The sequence below is a fragment of the Frondihabitans cladoniiphilus genome (genome assembly GCF_039544345.1).
GTDB lineage: Bacteria > Actinomycetota > Actinomycetes > Actinomycetales > Microbacteriaceae > Frondihabitans > Frondihabitans cladoniiphilus.
Genome location: NZ_BAABLM010000001.1, coordinates 765,300 through 785,337, shown reverse-complemented (window position 1 = coordinate 785,337; position 20,038 = coordinate 765,300). Strand labels below are relative to the sequence as shown.

Here is a 20,038-nt window from a genome sequence, read left to right as displayed (position 1 = left end):
CCTACGGTCCGGCCCGATGACCCGCCCTCTCCTCCGGCGTGCTCGCGAACCGAGCCGCGAAGGCCTTCCGGCTCGTCTTGCCGGCATCGTTCCGCACGGGATCGTCGACCACGTACACGCACGACACACGTCGCGCCGCGTCGAGTCGTCCCCGCGACCACGCGAGGAGCCCGTAGGCCTGCGTTCCTGCTCCGGCGACATCGACGACGACCTCGATCCGCTGGCCGAGATCGGCGTCCGGCACGCCGAACGCGACGGCGCTGCGGACGGCGGGATGCTCCTCGAGGGCTTGCTCGATCTCGCTCGGATGCACGTTCACTCCGCCGCGCAAGATCACGTCGTCCGCCCGGTCGACGACGAAGAGGTAGCCGTCGTCGTCGAGGAAGCCCAGGTCGCCGAGGGTGTCCCAGCCGTCGTGCGTGCGAGCCGACCCCCCGCCGAGGTACCGGTACGTGGCTCCTCCGGATCGGTGCAACCAGATCGCTCCCACCTCGCCCGAAGCCGCCTCGCCACCGTCCGGCCGGCGGATCGAGACGCTCGTCGTCCCCGAAGGACGACCGACGCTCCCGGGATGCTCGAGCCACTCGTCTCCTCGGATCATCACGATCCCGTTCGACTCGCTCCCCGCATAGACCTCGACCACCCGCTCGGGCCCGAACCACGCCATGACCTCCCGCTTGACGTCCGGAGGACACGGCGCGCCCAGGTGCAGCACGGTCGAAAGGCTCGACAGGTCCGCCGCCTCGCGGACTGCCGACGGCAGCCGGAGCAGCCGGTGCAGCATCGTCGGCACGAGGAGGGCCCAGGTCACCCGGTGGCGCTCGATGGCGGCGAGAACGGCCCGCTCGTCGAAGCGAGGCAGGATGACCAGCGTGTGCCCCGTCATGAGCCCGCGAAACGCATAGGTGAAGGGAGCCGAGTGTGTCAGCGGCCCGGCGACCAGCTGCACCTGCTCCCTCGGAAGGTAGGGGGCGACGGGCACCTCGGGGTCGAGGAGGGCCGGCGCCGCTGCCAGCACCACTTTGGGGCGTCCGGTGGATCCCGACGATGTCGGCGCCTTCCAGCTCGACGCCCACGCGTCGGGCAGGGCGGCGTCCGAGAAGACCCCCACCTCGACTCCTCCGGACCATCCGGCGGGGACCCACGGAAACGCGGACGACGAGGGCACCCCGACGAGCAGTGCCGGGTCGGCCAAGTCATCGATCTCGGCGCGTTCGGCAGCGCTGAGGCCGGTCGAGACGGGCTGAGGGGTCGCCCCGCACTTCCAGATCGCGGCGCAGACCACGAGCACTTCGAGCGAGTTGGGCAGCGTGACCGTCACGAGCGAGTCCGGAGTGACGCCGCGGTCGAGATACGCTCGCGCCAGACGGTTGGAGGCGCGATCGAGCTGCGATGCCGTCAGCGACTCGCCCTCGAAGTGCGCGACGACCCGGTCGGGATCGCGCTCAGCGAGCCAGGTGAAGATCCGGGAGATCGACTGCCTCGCCATGGTCGCCCTCCTTTCCGACGCTCGCGTAGAAGGCCTCGTGCAAGCGGGCGACGTCGTCCCAGTTGTGGCTCGCGGCGAGCTCGCGCCCGACGGCGGCGGCCGGGCCGATCCCGTCCACGGCCGCTTCGAGACAGGCGGCGATGGACGACGGGCCGGACGCATAGGCGACCGCTTCACCGAACACCTCGCGGAGGACGGGCAGATCGCGAGCGACGACCGGCACCCCGGCGGCGAGGGCCTCCATCGCGGCCAGGCCGAACCCCTCCTTCGTCGACACGAAAGCGAGCACCGAAGCGGCGGCCACCAGAGCGGGCAGGGCCGCGTCGTCCACGACGCCGAGCACGATGGGTTCGACCGCCAGCTCGACGATCCGAGCGTCGAAGGCTTCCCGATAGGGCCGGTAGTCGAAGAGCGTCTCCCCGCCGCCGAAGACGAGCCGAAGCCCCGGCCGGGACCGACGCAGGAGGGCGAACGCTTCGAGCAGGTCGATGCTGCCCTTGCGAGGCTCGATGCCGCCGAGGGCGAGCACGTACTCGCCGAGACGTCCTCGCCACTCGGCCCGTGCATCCTCGCCCCCCGGGCCTGCCGCCTGGGCGAAGCGCGTCGCGTCGACGCCGTTCGGGATGACCGTCGGCTGGAGAACCCATCCGGATCGGACGTCCTGGGCGACCGCGTCCGAGACGCAGAGGCGCGCGATGGGCTCGCGGACCGCGGAGTCGTGACAGGCGATCAGGCGCGGTGTCGTGAACTCGTCCAGGTGGTGGATGGTCCGGATGCACGGACCGACGGCGTTCGCGGAGATGCAGTCCTGGGCGTGTACGACGTCGAACGGCTCAGCGCGCCCCGCCTCGTCGAAGGCGGCGCGCATCGTCTCGATCGACCGTTCGATTCGATCGCCCACCGACTCGCCGTCGCGCGTCTCGAACGGCACCACGTGAATCCCGACGGACTCGTCGACGGGACGGAAGAACGCGTCGTCGCCGCCTCGGCCGAGCGTCCACACGGTGACGTCGTGACCACGTCGGGCGAGCGCCTCGGACAGGGCCAGCGTGTGGACGACGCCGCCGCGGGGCTTGGTGGAGTAGGTCACCTGGGCGATGCGCACGAGACCTCCCGGGTCAGTCGTGGATGGCGGAGAGGGGGACACCGTAGGCGTGGGGGGCACGGTCACGGAGGTGGTTCATGGTGCGTCGGGCCCGGGCCACGTCGCCCGAGACGTCGGCGGTCGCGACCGCGAGCCCGCCCTTGGCCCAGGTCTTGGCGACGATCTCGCCGGCCGGGTCGACGACCTTCGCCTGTCCGAGGAAGCGGAGACCGCCCAGGACCCCGGTCTGGTTGGACGAGACGAGGAAGAGCTGGTTCTCGGCGGCCCGGGCACAGTCGTAGAGGTCGAAGAGATGGGCTTGGCGATCGTTGCGGATGCGGTCGGACCGATCAGTGACGCTGGCCGGCCAGGCACTGAGGCAGGCCAGGATCTCGGCACCGTCGAGCGCCAGCGCCCGAGAGGATTCCGGGAAGGTCTTGTCGAAGTCGATCATCATTCCCAGCCGGCCGACCGGGGTGTCGAACGCTTCGAAGCCGGAACCGGCACGGTAGGCCTCCGACTCGCCTAGGGGAAGATGGACCTTACGGTGAGTTCCGAGGACCCGGCCGCCCTGCACGCAGATGGCGCTGTTGTACCGGACGTCGAGCCCGTCTTCGAGGACCCTCTCGGCGATGCCGAAACAGACCGTCATGTCGCCGGCCATGTCGGCCACGGCTTGAACCTCCGGTCCGTCCCTCTCCACCGCCGGGGGCAGGGCGTCCGGGCCGGGATGGACCATGTCGAGGAGGTAGCCCCCGACCGTCGCGTCGGGGAGGACGAGGAGGTCGATCCCGCGCTCACGGGCCTGCTCGAGCATCCCCGGCAGCTTGGCGAGTGTGCGCTCGACGTCGCGGCCGAAGTGCGCCGCGACCGCTCCCATCGTGATCTCGGCCATTGCGACAGGCTAACCGGACACGACAGCGCCCGCCTCCCGCCGGGACCGTTCGACGATCGCCGTCGCGAGGTGCTCCGCATCCCGCGCGATGGCCTCGAAGCGACCGGAGCCCCAGGTGTGGAGCCACGGCAGGCCGAGGAAGAAGAGCCCTGGGGTCGCCGTCACGCCGCGGTGGTGAGTCGGATGACCGGCACCGTCGAAGACGCCGATCTGCACCCACGAATAGTCCGAGCGATAGCCTGCCGACCAGACGATGCTGGTGATCCCCGCTTCGACCAGGTCGAGTTCGGTCACCTCCGCCTCGGGTCGCCATACCGGTCGGTATCGTTCTTCGAGCGGCGCATCGACACCCTCACGGGCGATGTACCGGTCGATGTCGTTCTTGATGGATTCCATCACCGAGTCCGCGTGGTCGAGGGATGCTTCGGTCGTCGGACTGAAGGTCAGGTCGGTGCCCGCTCCCCCGGTCAGGCGTCCGTAGAGGTGCATGCCGTCGCGAGCAAACGCCCGGAAGTCGATGTCGCGCCCACCGTCGCGGCCGGTCATGTAGTGGTTGGTCGATTCTCGCTTGGTGAGACCTCCGACCTGAGCTTGTACCGGGATCTCGTAGACGCCCATGTCGCTCAGCCAGGCGATGCAGTCGCGGCCGCGGTAGAAGCGGGCGCACCGCGGGGCCGAGCCGAGTGCCAGGTGAACGTCGCGTCCGGCCAGGAACAGGTCTTCGGCGATCTGGGCACCCGACTGGCCGGAACCGACGACGAGGACTCCCCCGGCGGGCAGCGCATCGGGCGACCGGTAGTCGGCTGAATGGACCTGGACGATGTCGCCGCCGATCGAGGACGCCTCCGGCGGCAGGACGGGCCGGTGGTAGCCCCCGGTCGCGACGACGACTTGATCGGCGGTGATCGTGCCCGAGTCGGTGACCACCTCGAACCCGCCGTGATCGACCTCGCGGAGGCGGGTCACCAGAACGCCCTCGACGACGGGCGCGTCGAACGACTCCGCGTAGCGTCGGATCCAGGCCATGACCTCGTCGCGCCGCATGAAGCCGTCGGGATCGTCGCCGTCGTACGGGTATCCGGGCAGGCGGCACTGCCAGTTGGGTGTCACGAGCGTGAACGCGTCCCAGCGCCGATCGCGCCAGTCGTGTCCGATGGAGTCGCGTTCGAGCACGAGGTGGTGGATCCCCCGCTCGGAGAGGTGTCTGCTGAGGGAGAGGCCGGCCTGGCCGCCGCCGATGACGGCGACCTCGACGTGGGTTCCGTCGACGAGGCGTGCGGCCGCGTTGCGATCCGTCACGAGGCGGCCTCCTCCGGGAGCCCCGGCTCCATTCGCAGAATCTCGACCGACCCGCCGCCGAAAGCCCCTGCCGCCTGGACGATCTCGTTCTTCTGCTGGATCGCCGACGTGCAGACGAAGCCGTACGTGGCGCGCACTCGTTCGCCGGCGAGGTCGAGGGCGGCCGAAGACCGGTCCACGAATTCGTCGAGCGCATACACGGCGCCTCGATCGAGGAAGTCGTGCATGACGAGGCTCGGCGAGTAGCAGGAGGACTCGGAGCCGTCGGGCCAGCGCACGTCGAAGGTCATCTCAGGCATCGACCAGCACCCCCTCGCCGGTCCGGTAGACGTCGGGTCGGCGGTCGCGAAGGTGGAACATGCCTTTCCGCATCGAGGCGAAAGTGCCCTCGACGTCGATCTCGGCCACGGCCATCCCCGAGTCGAGAAGCGTGGTGGCGAGCACGTTGCCCCCCGGATCGACGACCTTGGCGTTGCCGACATAGCGAAGAGAACCGAATGTCCCGGCCTGGTTCGAGGCGATCCAGAAGACCTGGTTGTCGAGGGCGCGCGCCGAGTCGAACAGGTTGAACCGGTACGTCCAGCGATCCTCCTGGAGGTTCGCGGCAGTCGCCGTCCGTGCGGCCGGCCAGGCCGAGATGCTGACGATGATCTCGGCGCCGTCGAGGGCGAGGGATCGCGCCGCCTCGGGGAACGCCTTGTCGTAGCAGATCTGCAAGCCGACTCGGCCGACAGGAGTGTCGAACGCCTCGTAAGCGTCACCGGCGGAGTACGACATGTTCTCGCCGAGCGGTTGGTGCACCTTGCGGTACGAGCCGTAGACGTGCGCCCCGTCGAGGCAGACGGCAGAGTTGTATCGCGTCTCGCCGTCGTCGGCGAGCTCGCAGAAGCCGATGACCACGACGAGGTCGCCGACGATCTGCTGCACGCGGGCGATCTCCGGGCCGTCCAGGCCGATCGCCGGCGGCAGCGACCTGGTCGTGTTCTTGAGCGTGTCGCCGTGGTCGCCGAGCGACGACAGGTAACCGCCGATGGCGGCCTCGGGAAGGGCGAGCAGCTTCACGCCCTTCTCGCGCGCCTCGCCGACCAGGCTTTCGATGAGCTCGTAGTTCTGCTCGAGGTCTCGGGTGAAGTTCGCCGAGACGGCTGCGACCGTGGTTGTCATGCGTCAAGTAGACGTCCGGTCGTGTTTCGAATTGGTTTCGGCGGGAATAAGACTGCGTTTCCGCCACTGATCGAATTCTGCCCGAAACCAGGACGCAACAAACCCCACGAAGACTCGGAACCAGCACCTGATCCTCTGCCAGTCCGCACCACCCGAACCCGCAAGGAGCGACCCATGAGCGACATCGACTACGACCAGCAGATCCTCGACAACATCGAGATCTCGCGCACCGAGATCCCGCACCCCTCGCTGCCGAAGGGTTCCAACATCTACGGATCGACGAAGATCTTCCCCGACTACACGGCCACCAAGGACGAGTACTACTTCCAGCTCGTCCACGGCATCGCACACGAGTCGTCGGTCAGTTTCGTCGCCACCCTCCAGGCGATCCGGGCTCTTCGCAAGGGCTTCACATCGGTGCTCTACTTCTACGGCCCCGGCTCGATGAACTGCATCGCCAACCGTGGGTTCCCGACGACCGGCGCCGACGGCTTCCCCGGCGAGAACAACATCAACAACGCTCTCGAGACCTTCATCAAAGAGGGCGGCACGGTGTTCTGCTGCCGCTTCGGCCTGGCCCTCCACGGCAACCGCGAGGAGGACCTGATCGAGGGCGTCATCCCCTGCCACCCGCTCGACGTGCAGGACGCCGTCATCCACTACGCCCGCAAGGGCGCGATCATCAACTCGACCTACATGGTCTGATCGGGCGTCCCGATGACGATCACCAACAATGCGCCGCGGGATGCCCAGTTCACCACGCGTGTGGACGTCGCCATCCGGGGCATCCGGGTCGCGGCGCCGGTCCACCGTGAGGGCGGCGCGGGACCGAGCGACGACGGACACGTGCTCTTCCAAGGGATGCAGTCCGCTATTCCGGTCAATCAGGACAGTCCCTACCTCGTCGACGACGGCAGGTTGCTTCTCGATGGTGAGGACACCGGGATCGAGGTCTCGCCGGTTGCCCGACCGAAGTTCTACGATCTCTCGACCGCCGACGGCGTCTCGTACGAGCAGATCGCTCGGCTCCATGGCGCCAAGGTTCTGGCGACGACCGTGGTGCAGACGTGCATCCGCTACGACCCGGCCGAGCGCTGCCGGTTCTGCTCCATCGAGGAATCCCTGAAGTCGGGCAGCACCGTCGCGGTCAAGACGCCGGCCATGATCGCGGAGGTGGCCGAGGCCGCCTGGCGGCTCGACGGCGTGGAGCAGATGGTCATGACGACCGGCACGTCCAACGGCCGCGACCGTGGCGCCACCCACCTCGCCCGCTGCGTGCGGGCGATCAAGAAGGCGGTCCCCAACCTCATGATCCAGGTGCAGTGCGAGCCGCCCGCCGACCTGAAGACGATCAGCGACCTCTACGAAGCCGGTGCGCGCTCGATCGGCATCCACGTCGAGTCGATGGACGACGACGTGCGGAAGCGCTGGATGCCCGGCAAATCCCGTGTCTCCCTGGACGAGTACCGGGCCGCCTGGCGGGAGGCGGTGCGCGTCTTCGGCCGCAATCAGGTCTCGACCTACCTCCTGGTGGGAATGGGCGAGGACCCCGACGAGATGGTCGCCGGAGCCCAGGAACTCATCGACATGGGCGTCTACCCGTTCGTCGTGCCGTTCCGTCCGCTGCGTGGCACCCTGGCGACCGACGTCGACAAGGTCCCGGCCCCCCACCGGAGCGTCCTGCACGACATCACCTTCCGGGTTTCACAGGCACTCGTCGCCGCCGGCATGCGCGGTGCGGATCAGAAGGCGGGATGCGCGGCCTGCGGTGCCTGCTCCGCCCTCCAGACGGCGGGCGGCTGAGCGTGGCTCTGCTCGACGTGCCGGCCCTCATGGGCCCCCGAGTGATATCCCCGCCGGCTGCGTTCCTCGTCTCCCTCGCATCGGGTGGTGAGATCGACGACTACCGACACCTCCGGCGGGACGCGTTCGTCGACGAGCAGGGCCTGTTCGCTGGCACCGACCACGACGACCTGGACGACGACCCACGCACGCTGGTCCTCGTCGCTCGAGCGGGATCCGTCGTTGTCGGCGGTGTCCGACTCTCGCCGGTCGGTTCGGTGGACATCGGCTGGTGGACGGGTTCGCGGCTCGTCGTGGCCCCTGCCGCCCGGAGCGCTCTCGGAATCGGGTCCGCGCTGGTTCGCGCGGCATGCGCCCTCGCGGAGCAGCTCGGGGTCATCCGCTTCGACGCGACCGTGCAGCAGCGGAGTTCCGTGCTCTTCCGCCGGCTCGGCTGGGAGACCACAGGCACCTGTGTCATCGGCGGGGTCGACCACCTGGCCATGCGCTGGCCGATCGATCGCCACCAGCGACTCGTCGACGCGACGAAGTCGCACCTCGAAGCGCTGCTCGAGCCGCACTCGGCGTGGTCACACTCCCCCGTGTCGTCCCTCGGCGGGCCCGGATGGGTCGGCGACGACGGAGCGCCCGTTCCCGGCACCGACGTCATCGCGGCCTGCGACGCCATCCTGCCGTCGATGGTCGAACGCGATCCGGAATGGGCGGGGTGGTGCGGCGTGCTCGTCAACGTCAACGACCTCTCCGCGATGGGCGCGGATCCCGTGGGCCTGCTCGACACGGTCGCCGGAGCCGACACGGCGTTCGTGCGGCGGGTCATGGCCGGTATCCGTCGCGGATCGGAGGCCTGGGGCATCCCCGTCCTCGGTGGCCACACCCAGGTCGGCGTCCCCCCGGCTCTCAGCATCACCGCACTCGGTCGCACCTCGACACCCGTTCCCGGAGGCGGCGGCCGCTACGGCGACGCCCTCAGCCTGACCGTCGACGTGAGCGGAAGCTGGCGTTCCGGGCATCGTGGCGCCCAGTGGAATTCGACCGAGGGGCGTACCTCTCCGGAGCTGCGGAACCTGGCCGGCACCGTCGCTCGCGCCCAGCCGGCGGCGGCGAAGGATGTCAGCATGGCCGGCATCGTCGGCACTGTCGGGATGCTCGCCGAAGCGAGCGGGTACGGCGCGGTCGTCGACATGGCCGCGGTGCCCACGCCCGTCTCGGCTGGATCCGCCGCGGCGGACGACGTGTCGATGGGCGACTGGCTCGCCTGCTTCCCGGGCTTCGGAATGGTCACGGCCGATCGACCCCGTGAATCCCGCATGGAGTCGCCCTTCGCAGCGACGGCCGAGATCGGATCGCTCACCCTGCAACGCGGGGTGATGCTCCGCTGGCCCGACGGGGAGACGACTCGCGCAGTCGCCGGCGGCGTCACGGGGCTGGGGCCTGCTTAGTCGTCCTCGATCCACTCGACGTCAGCCAGTTTGCGCATTCGTGCTGCGATTCCCCTCACGGGCGTTAGGTTTGCCCCGGGCGAGTTGGTAACTCGCTGAGGCGCGACCACGGGGTGCGGCCTGATCCTCACCCTGAACGCGGCCCCGTGTCCCTCGGCCCGAAACCGAGGGGCACGCTCCGTGTGACCGCCCCTGCAACCGCGACGACCCCCGCCAGGTCCTCCTTTCGGCTGAACAGGACCCGATTCCCGCCGATCGCGCCGTTCCGCCCCCTAGAGTGCTGCCATGTCGACTGCGACCGGGGTCCGCCATCGAGCGTGGCAACGCGTGCAACGGCGACCGAGCGCCTCCGCCGGCCCGGTCCTCGCCGTCCTGTACCTCCTGATCCAGCCGATCGTCGTCCAGTTCTCCTTCCAGGGCCCCGCCTACATCTCGAGCCACGTCCTGCTCTACCTGCTCTTCGCCGCCGCCATCGCCCTGGCCGGCCGCCTCCCGCTGGTGTCGCTCGCGATCGTCGTGCTGCTGCCCCTGGCCCAGGCCCGGCTGCTGCTCCCGCCCGTCTACTTCACCGACCTCTACCTCTACGCCGCCCTCTTCCCCGTCGCGTTCGTCATCGGCCTGACCGCGCGCGGCGTGCTCCGCTACGTCTCCCTCGGCGCCGGCGTCCTGGCCTCGCTGATCGTCGCCTACGACGTCATCATCTTCGGGCGGGTGGCCGTGATCAATCGACCGAACGGCGAACCCCTCGACCCGCTCCACCCCCGCTGGCTCGAACTCGGCGCGTTGACGCCGGCGATCTTCGGGGTCTTCGCGGCCGCGTGGGTCTTCGGCGTCGCCATCGCAGGCATCGGCATCGCCCGGACCCTGCGCGCCACCGAGTCCCGCTTGGAGGAGCGCGACCTCGAACTGCGCCTCTCCGAAGACCGGGCCCGCATCGCTCGCGACGTGCACGACGCCCTCGCGCACTCCCTCACCGTCGTCGTCTCCCAGGCCGAGGGCGGTCTCGCGGTCCACGACGCCCGACCCGACCTCAGCCGTCAGTCGCTCACCACCATCGCCTCCGTCGGGCGGACCGCGCTGGTCGACGTGCGTCGGCTCGTCGAACGGATCCACGACCACGACGTCGTGGCGTCGCGTCTCACGTCGGCCGACCTCGGCACGCTGGTGGCCGAGATGCAGGGCGTGGGGATGCACGTGACGCTCCTCTCGGAAGGCGAGTCGCGCATCCTGCGGACCTCTCAAGACGTGGCCGTCTATCGCATCGTCCAAGAGAGCCTGACCAACACCCTCAAGCACGCCGGCACCGCCAGCACCGCCGTCGTCACACTCGCATGGGAGGCCGACGAGCTGCGGCTCTCGATCGTCTCGTCCGGCGACGCGCCGATCATCGATGCGCGCGAGGGCGGGGTCGGCATCGGTATCGCAGGCATGACCGAGCGAGCGACCCTGGCCGGAGGGCACCTGTCCGCAGGCCGCCGAGCGGACGGGGCCTTCGCCGTCGAGGCGTCACTCCCGTACGACGGCGGAGCCTCGACCGAGAGCCTGCCCATCACCACCGTGAGGAGCCCCCGTGGCTGAACCCCGAATCCGCGTCCTGATCGTCGACGACCAGCCCCTCTTCGCGTCCGGTCTCGAATTGCAGATCGCGGCGCAGGCCGACCTCGAGTGCGTCGGGGTCGCTTACGACGGGCGCGAGGCGATCGCCCTCGTCGACTCGGTGCGGCCCGACGTGGTGCTGATGGATCTGCGGATGCCGGGGATGAACGGGGTCGACGCCACGGCCGCCATCACCGGTGCCGGAGTGAGGGCCCAGGCCGCGAACGGGCCGAGCGGCAGCGGCAAGGCGGGCGACTGCGCCTCCGTACCCAAGGTCGTCGTGCTCACCACGATCCGCCGAGACGAGGCCGTGTTCCACGCCCTCCGGGCCGGAGCGAGCGCCTTCCTCACGAAGGACGCCACCCCCGCGGTTCTCCTCGGTACGATCCGCGGGGTGCACTCGGGCCTCGACCTGACCGACCCGGAGTCGTCGCTCGACGTGATCCAGGAGTTCGCCCGGCCGGCGGCGGTCGCCGACGCACCGGACCCGCTCGCTCCCCTGAGCGTCCGCGAACGCGAGGTCTTCGGCCTGCTGACCCGCGGTCTGAGCAACGCCGAGGTCGCCTCGACGCTGTTCCTCAGCGAGGCGACCGTGAAGTCCCACGTGCAGGCGATCCTGCAGAAGCTCCAACTGCGGGGGCGGGTACAGCTCGTGATCTTCGCCTACGAGAGCGGGCTGGCGGCCGTCTGACATCGCCGCGACACGCCGAGCCCAGAGACGCGTCGGATGCACGGCCGCGAAGCGAGAAAGGACCGGCCGCCCTCGACGTGGTGAGCATCGAGGTGATCCCTCGTAGCCCTGATCCTCTGGCCCGCCACGAGACATCGTCCGCAGGAAGCGAACGGCCGGTCTCGGCTGGGACCAGGCCGATATCTCAACGATAAAGGCATCGGCAACGACCGTCAAGGAAAACTGCGGATCCCTCGTGTCCGAGCCTCACCGCCCGAGCGCCACCGTCCCCGCGAGCTTCTGCTCGAGCGCCTCGTCGATGGCGCCCGTCCGCGCGAACGACGCCCAGGCCGCCCGCAGCACCGGCCCGCGCTCCGCTATCTCGCTCCAGGGCGTCCGTCCCACGAACGAGGTCTTCTCCCAGGCGCGGCGCGTCCCGAGCAGCAGCGGCAGCTCGCTCATGTGCACCGACCCCGTGGTCAGCCCGCGCGGTGCCCACGACAGTTCGTAGGTCAGCGCCGTCCCGCCCGCCGCACGGTGCCGGGCGGCGAACCGAGCGACGTCGCGCTTGTAGGTGACCCAGGTCGACGGCCGCACGATCGCGGCGCGAATACTCGAGCCCAGCCGCGGCATCCGGACCATCGACCGCAGCACGGGAACGAAGGGGAGGTAGAGCCCGGTCTCGTCCACCGTCGACCCGATCAGCACGTCGACGTCGGGCGCCACGTCGCGCCACGCCTCCTCTCGCTCGCCTTCCGCGGGCAGCGGCGCGAAACCGTATTGCGTGCCGAACGCCATCCCCGCACGGAGCCCGCCGCGCAGGGCGGCCCGCTCGGCCACACCCTGTCGCGCGAGCAGGTCGTCCACCGGCGCGTCCCGCAGCGACGCGAGCCCGTCCGGAGAGCCGCCGCTCACCGCCGCGACCATCGCTCGCACCATCGCCGACCGCCCTGCGCTGATCCCGAGCGGCGCACTCTCGATGATCGCGCGCCGGAACAGCCCACGTGCACCCTCGCTGATCATCAGGTGCGCGATGGCGTCGCCGCCCGCGGACTGCCCGAAGAGGGTGACCTGGTCGGCCGCGCCTCCCACGCTCTCGACGTTCGCGTGGAGCCACCGCAGCGCCTCGATCAGGTCCAGCAGCCCGAGGTTTGCCGGAATCGTGGCGCCGTCGCCGAAAAACCCGAGCAGCCCCAGCCGGAACGTCACGTTCACCACGACGACCCGTTGCTCGACGACGAGGTCGCGGGGGTCGTAGACGTCGAGGTCGCCCGCTCCGGTGACATAGGCGCCGCCGTGGATCCACACCATCACGGGCAGCCGCTCCTCCGGCGCGATGTCGGCCGGCAGCGTGATCGACAGGTTCTGGCAGTCCTCCGACGCGGTCATCCCGTCGCTGCCGCCCTCCACGAGCTGCTCGAGGATCGGGGTCACCGACTGCGGCGACGCCGGCCCCCGCTGAAACGCCTGGAAGGGCGAGAGGGTGGGATGCACGGGCCGGGGAACCTCGAAACGCCCGGCCCGCGCGTACGGCACCCCGAGCATCCTCACCACATCGCCGTCGACGTAACCGACGATCTCGCCCACCGGCGTCTCGAAGCGGCGGGTCTCGGCGGGGGCTGTCGCGGTCACTCCCCCACGCTAGCCATCGGACGGGTGCTCCGGTCCAGGACTAGCCTCGAGGATCATGACGGATCCCACCCTCGCGTCCCTCGGCGGCCAGGGGTGGCTGCAGGTGGGCGAACTGCTGCTGGCGTTCGTGCTGTCGTCGTTCATCGGTCTCGAGCGTCAACTGCGGCACAAGGCCGCCGGGCTCCGCACGCAGGCGATCGTCGGCACCACCTCCGCACTGCTGCTGCTCGTGAGCAAGTACGGCTTCACCGACGTGCTGGTCCCCGGCCACATCGTGCTCGATCCCTCGCGGGTGGCGGCGCAGATCGTCTCCGGGGTGGGGTTCCTCGGGGCCGGGTTGATCCTGACGCGACGGGGTGCCGTGCGCGGCCTGACCACGGCCGCCGCCGTGTGGGAGACGGCAGCGATCGGCATGGCCGCCGGTGCCGGGCTCTGGCTGCTCGCCGTGATCGTGACGGCGCTCCACTTCATCGTCACGTACGGCTACTCGATCGTGACGCACCGGATCGCCGGCTCGCCCGAGACCGCCCTGCAGCTCGAGTTCTCGTACAAAGACGGCAAGGGGGCCCTGCGAGAGGTGCTGTCGCAGGTGACCGCCGCCTCGTGGTCGGTGCGGCAGCTGCGAGTCGGCGAACCGCAGGAGGAGGACGGCAAGAACATCGTGCACGTGACGATGGACGTCTTCGGCGCCGGCGACTCGGGCGAGCTGCTCATGGCGGTGAGCGAAGCGCGCGGGGTCCGGTCGGTCAACCTCGTGGCGCAGGAGGACCTGGACTAGCGCGCTCGCCGCTCAGTCGCCCGACCTCGGCACCGGCCACTCCTCGGGGAGCGGGCCCATCCACCTCAACGCCCTCGGGTCCCTCTCCCTGTCCCACACCCGCCGAAGAAGAGGCATTGCGTCGGGCGGCAATTCCAGGTCCCGCCAGGCGCCCAGGGTCGAAAGTGCCTTCAAGCGCAGAGACGTCAGAGAATGCTCCAGCCCGAGTCGGATCACCGACCAGCCGACTCCGGGGTGCTCTCGCAACGCGCTCAGCAAGAAGCCGAGGACGCGTGCAACGGGTCCGACGCGCGGCAGCCCGTCTCGGGCCGGTCCCACCTCGATCGCGCCCAGCGGCAGCAGATGCTCCGCCAGGCGGACGACGTCGGCCATGTCGTTCGCCGACGCCCGCCTGACGAGCTCCTCCCAGAGGAACGGGGCGCGGGGATGCTCGTGGACGCGATCCAGGACGGCCGGCCTCGTGTCGAGACCGAGCATCCGGGCATGTGGGAGGGAGTAGGCGAACGCGTCGAGATCGGCCGATTCCAAAGCCTCTCTGAAGGTCTCCGTCCAGATCGGTCGTGCGAGAAGCGCTCGAGCGCGTGTCTTCAGCGCCGATCGCGACTCGGCGTCGACGATCGGAGGGCGTCGGCCCTTCTCGGTCAGGCCGATCTGCACCATGCACAGGGTGCTGTGCATCGTCACGGTCGGCAGGGCTCGCTCGGCCTGCGAGAGGTACAGGTCGATGGTCAGGCCGGCCTGGGCGTAGTCGCTCAAACCTCGACCGGGGGAACCCAGCACCAGGGCACTCAGGATTCTGCCTGCGTGGTCGAGGAGCCGTGCATCCCCCTCGCTCTGAAGAGCTCCCAGCAGATCGCCGTCGACGGCGGCGATGAGGGCTGAATCGGTGTCGAACTGGCCGTCGTCGTAGCCGCCGTTCACGAGCCAGTTCTGCACCACGGGATTCGTGGTTCCCCTCAGCCCGAGCAGAGCCGCCCCACGGCCGCCGCCCCTCGTCTGCTTGGCCAGGTCGAAGATCTCGTGTTCGGGCTGGTCGAAAAGTGCCCGGAGCGCCGTGACCGCCTCGCGCGTGAACCGGTCGGACAGTCCGAGGAGGAAGACGAGGTCACGATCCTGAGGGCCTCCGACTGCCGCCAGGATCGCGAGACCGGCCCGGACCTGAGGCTCGACCGTGCCGAAGCGACACAGCCATCTGCCGAGCTCGCCGAGACGCAGCCTCCCCGGCACCGTTCGGACGTCGACGTGATCGAGGAGGTGCTCGACGTCGGATGTCGCTTCCAGCGCTGCCAGTCGGTCGGCGACGGTGTGCACGACGATCGATTCGAGAGGCAGGCGGCACGCCTCGCGGATGACCTCGGCCACGAGGTCGAGCCGGTGGTCGAGGTCGTCGCCCCCCGCGCCGCGCTCGTGCGCGCCCCCGTCGTCGTCGGCCGGGTCGACCGGTAGTCCGCCGAACCGATCGCCCACGAACCAGTCCCATGATCCCGGCGGGAGTGTCGAGACGACGGACCGGCCGTCGTCCTCGGGGAGGGGTCCGCGACCACCGGCGGCGGACAGCAGCTCGGTCAGGCGTTCGAACCAGCTCGTGCCCGGCAGCGGCTCGATGCCGAGCGGCGACCACAGAGTCGGCCCGGACCGGATGGGTGGGCGAGACGGCCGCCGCCCGGATGTCGCCCGAGAGACCGAGCCGCGGCTCATCGACGAGGCGTCGAGCCGCCCATGCTGTCGTGGAGGAATGAAAGGACCGAGCAGGAGTGCAGTGTGCGTTTCATGAGGGCGCCCTTCGCGGCGGACGCGGGCCATCACCAGGCTCGGGCTGACTGCCGAGCAGGAGGGTCAGGCTAGCGCGGGTTCGCGCAGTACTGCAACCGGCGGCACAGCCGCTGTTCCGGGCGAGTCGGGCTGTGCATCCCCCGGCTCGCGTCTCTGCCCTGCCTTGCCCTGCTCTGTCCTGTCGCAAATCGCGAGCGATCCGCGACCCGCCCCCGCAGGATGCGGGGGCCACGGCAGGCTCGGCGGCGATCCACTAGACATTTGCGAACCGAGACGACGAACGCGGCACCCGAGAGGCCGGCAGCACGCGAAAGGGCCCCGGCGCAGAAAGCACCGGGGCCCGAAAACGAGCAGGAGAAGCGGAACCTAGACGCGCTCGTCCAGCAGCACGTAGCCCTCTTCACCGTGGACGGCCGTGTCGATACCGGCGATCTCGTCCTCGTTGGTGATGCGGAAGCCCATCGTCTTCTGGATGATCCAGCCGATGACGAACGCCAGCACGAAGCTGTAGACCATCACCGAGATGGCACCGAGCGCCTGGATTCCCAGCTGCTTGAAACCACCGCCGTAGATGAGGCCGACGCTGCCCTGGTAGGCGAAGATGCCGATGAACAGCGTGCCGATGATTCCACCGATGAGGTGGACGCCGACGACGTCGAGCGAGTCGTCGAAGCCGAGCTTGAACTTGAGGTCGACGGCGAGGCAGCAGACGGCACCGGCGACGATTCCGAGGACCATGCCCCAGAACGGCGTCAGAGCGGCACAGGCCGGGGTGATCGCGACGAGGCCGGCGACGGCACCCGAGGCGGCGCCGACCGAGGTGGCCTTGCCGTCGCGGAGCTTCTCGATGATGAGCCAGCCGAGCACAGCGGCGGCCGGAGCGGCGAGCGTGTTGATGAAGGCGAGCGACGCGGTGCCGTCGGCGCCCAGTTCGGAACCGGCGTTGAAGCCGAACCAGCCGAACCAGAGGAGACCGGCACCCAGCATCACGAAGGGAGGGTTGTGCGGCTTGTAGGCGCCCTTGGCGAACCCGACGCGCTTGCCGAGGACCAGCGCCAGAGCGAGACCCGCCGAACCGGCGTTGATGTGCACCGCGGTTCCGCCCGCGAAGTCGATGAGACCCATGTGCGCGAGCCAGCCACCGCCGACGCCCTTGACGGGGAGGTTGAAGACCCAGTTGGCGACGGGGAAGTAGACGACCGTGGCCCAGACGCCGGCGAAGACCATCCACGCGCCGAACTTGGCGCGGTCGGCGATTGCACCGGAGATGAGGGCGACGGTGATGATGGCGAAGGTGGCCTGGAAGGCGGCGAACGCGATGGTCGGGTAACCGGTCGCTGTGGCCGAGTGCGCCTGGTCGACGAGGGCGTTCAGGCTGAACAGCGTCGAGTCGATGCCGAACCAGCCCTGGATCCCGACGAAGTTGCCGCTGCCCGAGTTCGAGAACGCGATGGAGTAGCCGTACAGCACCCAGAGGACGCCGATGAGGCCGATGGCGCCGAAGCTGAGCATCATCATGCTGATGACGCTCTTGGCCTTGACGAGACCGCCGTAGAAGAAGGCGAGGCCGGGCGTCATCAACAGCACCATTGCGGCAGTGATGAGGACGTAGGCGGTATTGCCTTGGTCGAACATGTGGTGTCACCTCTCAGTTGTGCAGAGCTAGGTTCCCCAGAGCGCTCGACCGTGCTCGCGCGCGGTGCTGTCGAAGTGTCGCCTCGGGATACGGCTCATCCTGTCGGCAGCACGTTTCGTTTCATGTGCCTGAATGTTTCGCCGATGTAACACGAAACGGCCCTTTGTAAACAACAGGTTTCGCGAATCTGACCGCTCGGCAGGAATTCGCAGTAAGAAACACCCCGAAAACGCGAGAGCGTGGGATGCACGGGCCGACCGCCCCGAGATCACAGGAGTGTGAGCGCGACCAGCCTCGACATCGCACGGAGGTACTTCTTGCGGTAGCCCCCCGCCAACATCTCCGCCCCGAAGACCTCGTCGAGAGGGAGCCCGGACGCGATGATGCGGACCTGGGCGTCGTAGAGCCGGTCGACGAACGCGACGAAGCGCAGCGCCTCGACCTGGTCGTGCAACGGGGCGACGTCTCGGAACACCACCGTGTCGAGGCCGTCGAGCAGCTTCACGTACTTGCTGGGATGCAGCGTCGCCAGGTGAGTGACGACGTCGCCGAACGAGTCGTCCGAGACCGTGCCGTCCACCGTCGCGAGCGCCGCGTCGACGTCGTCGGTGGCGACCGCGTGCGCCTCGACCTCGCGGCGGCGGTAGTCGTTGCCGTCGATCCGCAGCGTCTCGAAGCGGTCGGAGAGCCCCTGGATCTCGCGGAGGAAGTCGGCCGCGGCGAAGCGCCCCTCCCCCAGGGCGTTCGGCGGGGTGTTCGAGGTGGCGGCGATGCGGGTGCCGTCGTCGGCGAGCTCGCCGAGCAACCGCGTCATCATCATCGTGTCGCCCGGGTCGTCGAGCTCGAACTCGTCGATGCAGACGACGACCGCGCCCTTGAGCTGGGTGATCGCGCCCTGGTAGCCGACTGCGCCGACGAGGGCGGTGTACTCGATGAAAGTGCCGAAGTACTTCGGGCCCTGGCTGCGGTGCCAGAGAGCCGCGAGCAGGTGCGTCTTGCCGACGCCGAAGCCGCCGTCGAGGTAGAGGCCCGGGGTGCGCGGCGCGGCGGCCTTGCGGCGGAAGAACCCCTTGTGGGCGGTGCCGGCGGCGCCCTGCCCGAATGCTTCGACCGCGGCGACGGCCGCAGCCTGAGACGGATAGTCGGGGTCGGGGCGGTAATTGTCGAGCGACGCTCCGTCGAACTGCCGCGGCGGCACGAGTTCGGCGACGATCTCGGGGCCGGTGATGCTCGGGTTGCGGTCGGTCAGCGACACGACGACTGCGGTGGTCTCGTTCGTCACAAAAGGTCTCTCGAGGGATGCGCGGGCATGCCGGGAAGGCCGCTAGCGTTGTCGGAAGGGTGCGGCCCCAAGTTTACGGTCGCTGCCCGTCACCACAGGAGGAAACATGTCCGTCGAACGCGATCCGTCCCCGAAGTTCAGCGACTACGCGCACCCCGAGCGCCTGGTCTCGACCGACTGGCTGGCGGAGCACCTCGGTCAGCCGGGCCTGGTCGTCGTCGAGTCCGACGAGGACGTCCTGCTCTACGAGACCGGTCACATCCGAGGTGCCGTCAAGGTCGACTGGCACACCGACCTCAACGACCCCGTGCAGCGCGACTACATCTCGGGCGAGAAGTTCGCCGAACTGGCGAGCGAGCGCGGCATCTCCCGCGACTCGACCGTCGTCATCTACGGCGACAAGAACAACTGGTGGGCCGCCTACGCCCTCTGGGTGTTCACGCTGTTCGGCCACGAAGACGTCCGGCTCCTCGACGGCGGGCGGGCCAAGTGGGAGGCCGAGGGGCGCGAGTACACGACCGACCAGCCCTCGATCACCCCGGTCGAGTACCCGATCCCGGAGCGCGACGACACAGGCATCCGCGCCTACAAAGAAGACGTGCTGGCACACTTCGGCAACCCGCTGATCGACGTCCGCTCTCCCGAGGAGTACGACGGGTCGCGGACGACCGCCCCGGCCTATCCCGAAGAGGGGGCTCTCCGGGCCGGCCACATCCCCAGCGCGCAGAACGTGCCGTGGGGCAAGGCCGCCGCCGAGGACGGCACCTTCCGCTCGCTCCCCGAACTCGAGGCCATCTACCGCGAGGGCGCCGGCCTGAAGGACGGCGACTCCGTCGTCGCCTACTGCCGCATCGGCGAGCGGTCCAGCCACACCTGGTTCGTCCTGCACCACCTCCTGGGCTTCGAGAACGTCAAGAACTACGACGGCTCCTGGACCGAGTGGGGCAGTGCCGTCCGCGTGCCGATCGTCACGGGCGCGGAGCCGGGCGAAGCGCCCCTGCCCGCTGCCGCCTCCGCTCGATGAGCGACGCGTCGTCGTCTTCCGATCGGCCGCTTCCCGCCGCTCTCGCCGAGATCCAGGACGACTTCCTGGCCCTCGGCGTGAAGGACCGCCTGCAGCTCCTGCTCGAGTTCTCGAACGAGCTGCCGGCGCTTCCCGAGCGGTACGCCGAGCATCCCGACCTGTTGGAGCAGGTGCTCGAGTGCCAGTCGCCCGTGTTCATCTTCGTCGAGGTGACCGACGGCCTGGTCCACCTGCACGCGACCGCCCCGAAGGAGTCCCCCACGACTCGCGGGTTCGCGTCGATCATCGCGCAGGGCCTCGACGGGCTCACGGTCGACGAGGCCCTGGCCGTGCCCGACGACTACCCGCAGACGATCGGGCTCGTCGAGGCGGTCAGCCCTCTGCGGATCCGAGGCATGACGGCTCTGCTGGGGCGGGCCAAGCGGCAGATCCGTGAGAAGGTCGCGGCCTCCACCGGTGGCACCGCCTGACCTC

18 protein-coding genes are annotated in these 20,038 nt (G+C 69.4%); 8 read left to right on the top strand and 10 right to left on the bottom strand.

Translation table 11 applies throughout. The features are described from left to right. Position 1: 1 nt before the first annotated feature. Genes ABEA39_RS03610 through ABEA39_RS03585 form a run of 6 tightly spaced genes read right to left on the bottom strand, consistent with a single transcriptional unit; the run spans position 2 to position 5,931 of the window. Positions 2-1,489: an AMP-binding protein gene (locus tag ABEA39_RS03610; RefSeq protein WP_345373298.1), complete on the bottom strand. Its 1,488-nt coding sequence runs from the start codon at positions 1,487-1,489 to the stop codon at positions 2-4. Next, positions 1,446-2,594: an MSMEG_0565 family glycosyltransferase gene (locus ABEA39_RS03605; protein ID WP_345373296.1), complete on the bottom strand. Its 1,149-nt coding sequence runs from the start codon at positions 2,592-2,594 to the stop codon at positions 1,446-1,448. The genes ABEA39_RS03610 and ABEA39_RS03605 overlap by 44 nt, the downstream gene beginning before the upstream one ends. A 13-nt stretch (positions 2,595-2,607) precedes the next feature. Then, the gene (locus ABEA39_RS03600; RefSeq protein ID WP_345373294.1) at positions 2,608-3,468 is read right to left on the bottom strand and encodes a carbon-nitrogen hydrolase family protein; all 861 of its coding nucleotides are present in this window, start codon (positions 3,466-3,468) and stop codon (positions 2,608-2,610) included. A 9-nt stretch (positions 3,469-3,477) separates the two neighbouring features. After that, complete coding sequence (locus ABEA39_RS03595; protein WP_345373292.1) at positions 3,478-4,767, bottom strand: MSMEG_0569 family flavin-dependent oxidoreductase; 1,290 nt, start codon at positions 4,765-4,767, stop codon at positions 3,478-3,480. After that, a complete protein-coding gene (locus ABEA39_RS03590) occupies positions 4,764-5,066 on the bottom strand; it encodes an MSMEG_0570 family nitrogen starvation response protein (protein ID WP_345373290.1) in 303 nt (100 codons plus the stop codon). Before ABEA39_RS03590 ends, ABEA39_RS03595 begins: the two co-directional genes overlap by 4 nt. Beyond that, positions 5,059-5,931, bottom strand: coding sequence for a carbon-nitrogen hydrolase family protein (locus ABEA39_RS03585; protein WP_345373288.1), 873 nt, complete (start codon positions 5,929-5,931; stop codon positions 5,059-5,061). Before ABEA39_RS03585 ends, ABEA39_RS03590 begins: the two co-directional genes overlap by 8 nt. Positions 5,932-6,105: 174 nt before the next feature. Here ABEA39_RS03585 and ABEA39_RS03580 point away from each other — a divergent pair, with 174 nt between their 5' ends. The 5 genes from ABEA39_RS03580 (at position 6,106) to ABEA39_RS03560 (ending at position 11,460) form a co-directional block, all read left to right on the top strand. Then, positions 6,106-6,636, top strand: coding sequence for an MSMEG_0572/Sll0783 family nitrogen starvation response protein (locus tag ABEA39_RS03580; RefSeq protein ID WP_345373287.1), 531 nt, complete (start codon positions 6,106-6,108; stop codon positions 6,634-6,636). Positions 6,637-6,648: 12 nt separating this feature from the next. Further along, positions 6,649-7,734, top strand: a complete 1,086-nt coding sequence (locus ABEA39_RS03575) for an MSMEG_0568 family radical SAM protein (protein WP_345373285.1) — start codon at positions 6,649-6,651, stop codon at positions 7,732-7,734. Between the two features lie 41 nt (positions 7,735-7,775). After that, on the top strand, positions 7,776-9,173 hold the full coding sequence (locus ABEA39_RS03570; RefSeq protein WP_345373283.1) for an MSMEG_0567/sll0787 family protein: 1,398 nt from the start codon (positions 7,776-7,778) through the stop codon (positions 9,171-9,173). A 285-nt stretch (positions 9,174-9,458) separates the two neighbouring features. Then, positions 9,459-10,751, top strand: a complete 1,293-nt coding sequence (locus tag ABEA39_RS03565) for a sensor histidine kinase (protein ID WP_345373281.1) — start codon at positions 9,459-9,461, stop codon at positions 10,749-10,751. Then, the gene (locus ABEA39_RS03560) at positions 10,744-11,460 is read left to right on the top strand and encodes a response regulator transcription factor (RefSeq protein ID WP_345373279.1); all 717 of its coding nucleotides are present in this window, start codon (positions 10,744-10,746) and stop codon (positions 11,458-11,460) included. The genes ABEA39_RS03565 and ABEA39_RS03560 overlap by 8 nt, the downstream gene beginning before the upstream one ends. Before the next feature lie 246 nt (positions 11,461-11,706). Here the strand turns inward: ABEA39_RS03560 and ABEA39_RS03555 are convergent, their stop codons facing one another. Continuing rightward, positions 11,707-13,071, bottom strand: a complete 1,365-nt coding sequence (locus ABEA39_RS03555; protein ID WP_345373277.1) for a carboxylesterase family protein — start codon at positions 13,069-13,071, stop codon at positions 11,707-11,709. 55 nt (positions 13,072-13,126) lie between these two features. On the opposite strand from ABEA39_RS03555, the gene ABEA39_RS03550 reads away from it, so the two are divergent. After that, positions 13,127-13,849, top strand: a complete 723-nt coding sequence (locus ABEA39_RS03550; protein WP_345373275.1) for an MgtC/SapB family protein — start codon at positions 13,127-13,129, stop codon at positions 13,847-13,849. A 12-nt stretch (positions 13,850-13,861) separates the two neighbouring features. Here the strand turns inward: ABEA39_RS03550 and ABEA39_RS03545 are convergent, their stop codons facing one another. From ABEA39_RS03545 to zapE, 3 genes are all read right to left on the bottom strand, one after another. Beyond that, positions 13,862-15,547, bottom strand: a complete 1,686-nt coding sequence (locus tag ABEA39_RS03545) for a hypothetical protein (RefSeq protein WP_345373273.1) — start codon at positions 15,545-15,547, stop codon at positions 13,862-13,864. Between the two features lie 441 nt (positions 15,548-15,988). After that, the gene (locus ABEA39_RS03540) at positions 15,989-17,257 is read right to left on the bottom strand and encodes an ammonium transporter (protein ID WP_345373270.1); all 1,269 of its coding nucleotides are present in this window, start codon (positions 17,255-17,257) and stop codon (positions 15,989-15,991) included. Between the two features lie 269 nt (positions 17,258-17,526). Continuing rightward, positions 17,527-18,540, bottom strand: coding sequence for a cell division protein ZapE (gene zapE / locus ABEA39_RS03535; RefSeq protein ID WP_345373267.1), 1,014 nt, complete (start codon positions 18,538-18,540; stop codon positions 17,527-17,529). Between the two features lie 106 nt (positions 18,541-18,646). Here zapE and ABEA39_RS03530 point away from each other — a divergent pair, with 106 nt between their 5' ends. Together ABEA39_RS03530 and ABEA39_RS03525 are read left to right on the top strand one after the other, a co-directional pair. Then, on the top strand, positions 18,647-19,564 hold the full coding sequence (locus ABEA39_RS03530; RefSeq protein WP_345373265.1) for a sulfurtransferase: 918 nt from the start codon (positions 18,647-18,649) through the stop codon (positions 19,562-19,564). Beyond that, on the top strand, positions 19,561-20,034 hold the full coding sequence (locus ABEA39_RS03525) for a SufE family protein (protein ID WP_345373263.1): 474 nt from the start codon (positions 19,561-19,563) through the stop codon (positions 20,032-20,034). Before ABEA39_RS03530 ends, ABEA39_RS03525 begins: the two co-directional genes overlap by 4 nt. Positions 20,035-20,038: the final 4 nt, after the last annotated feature.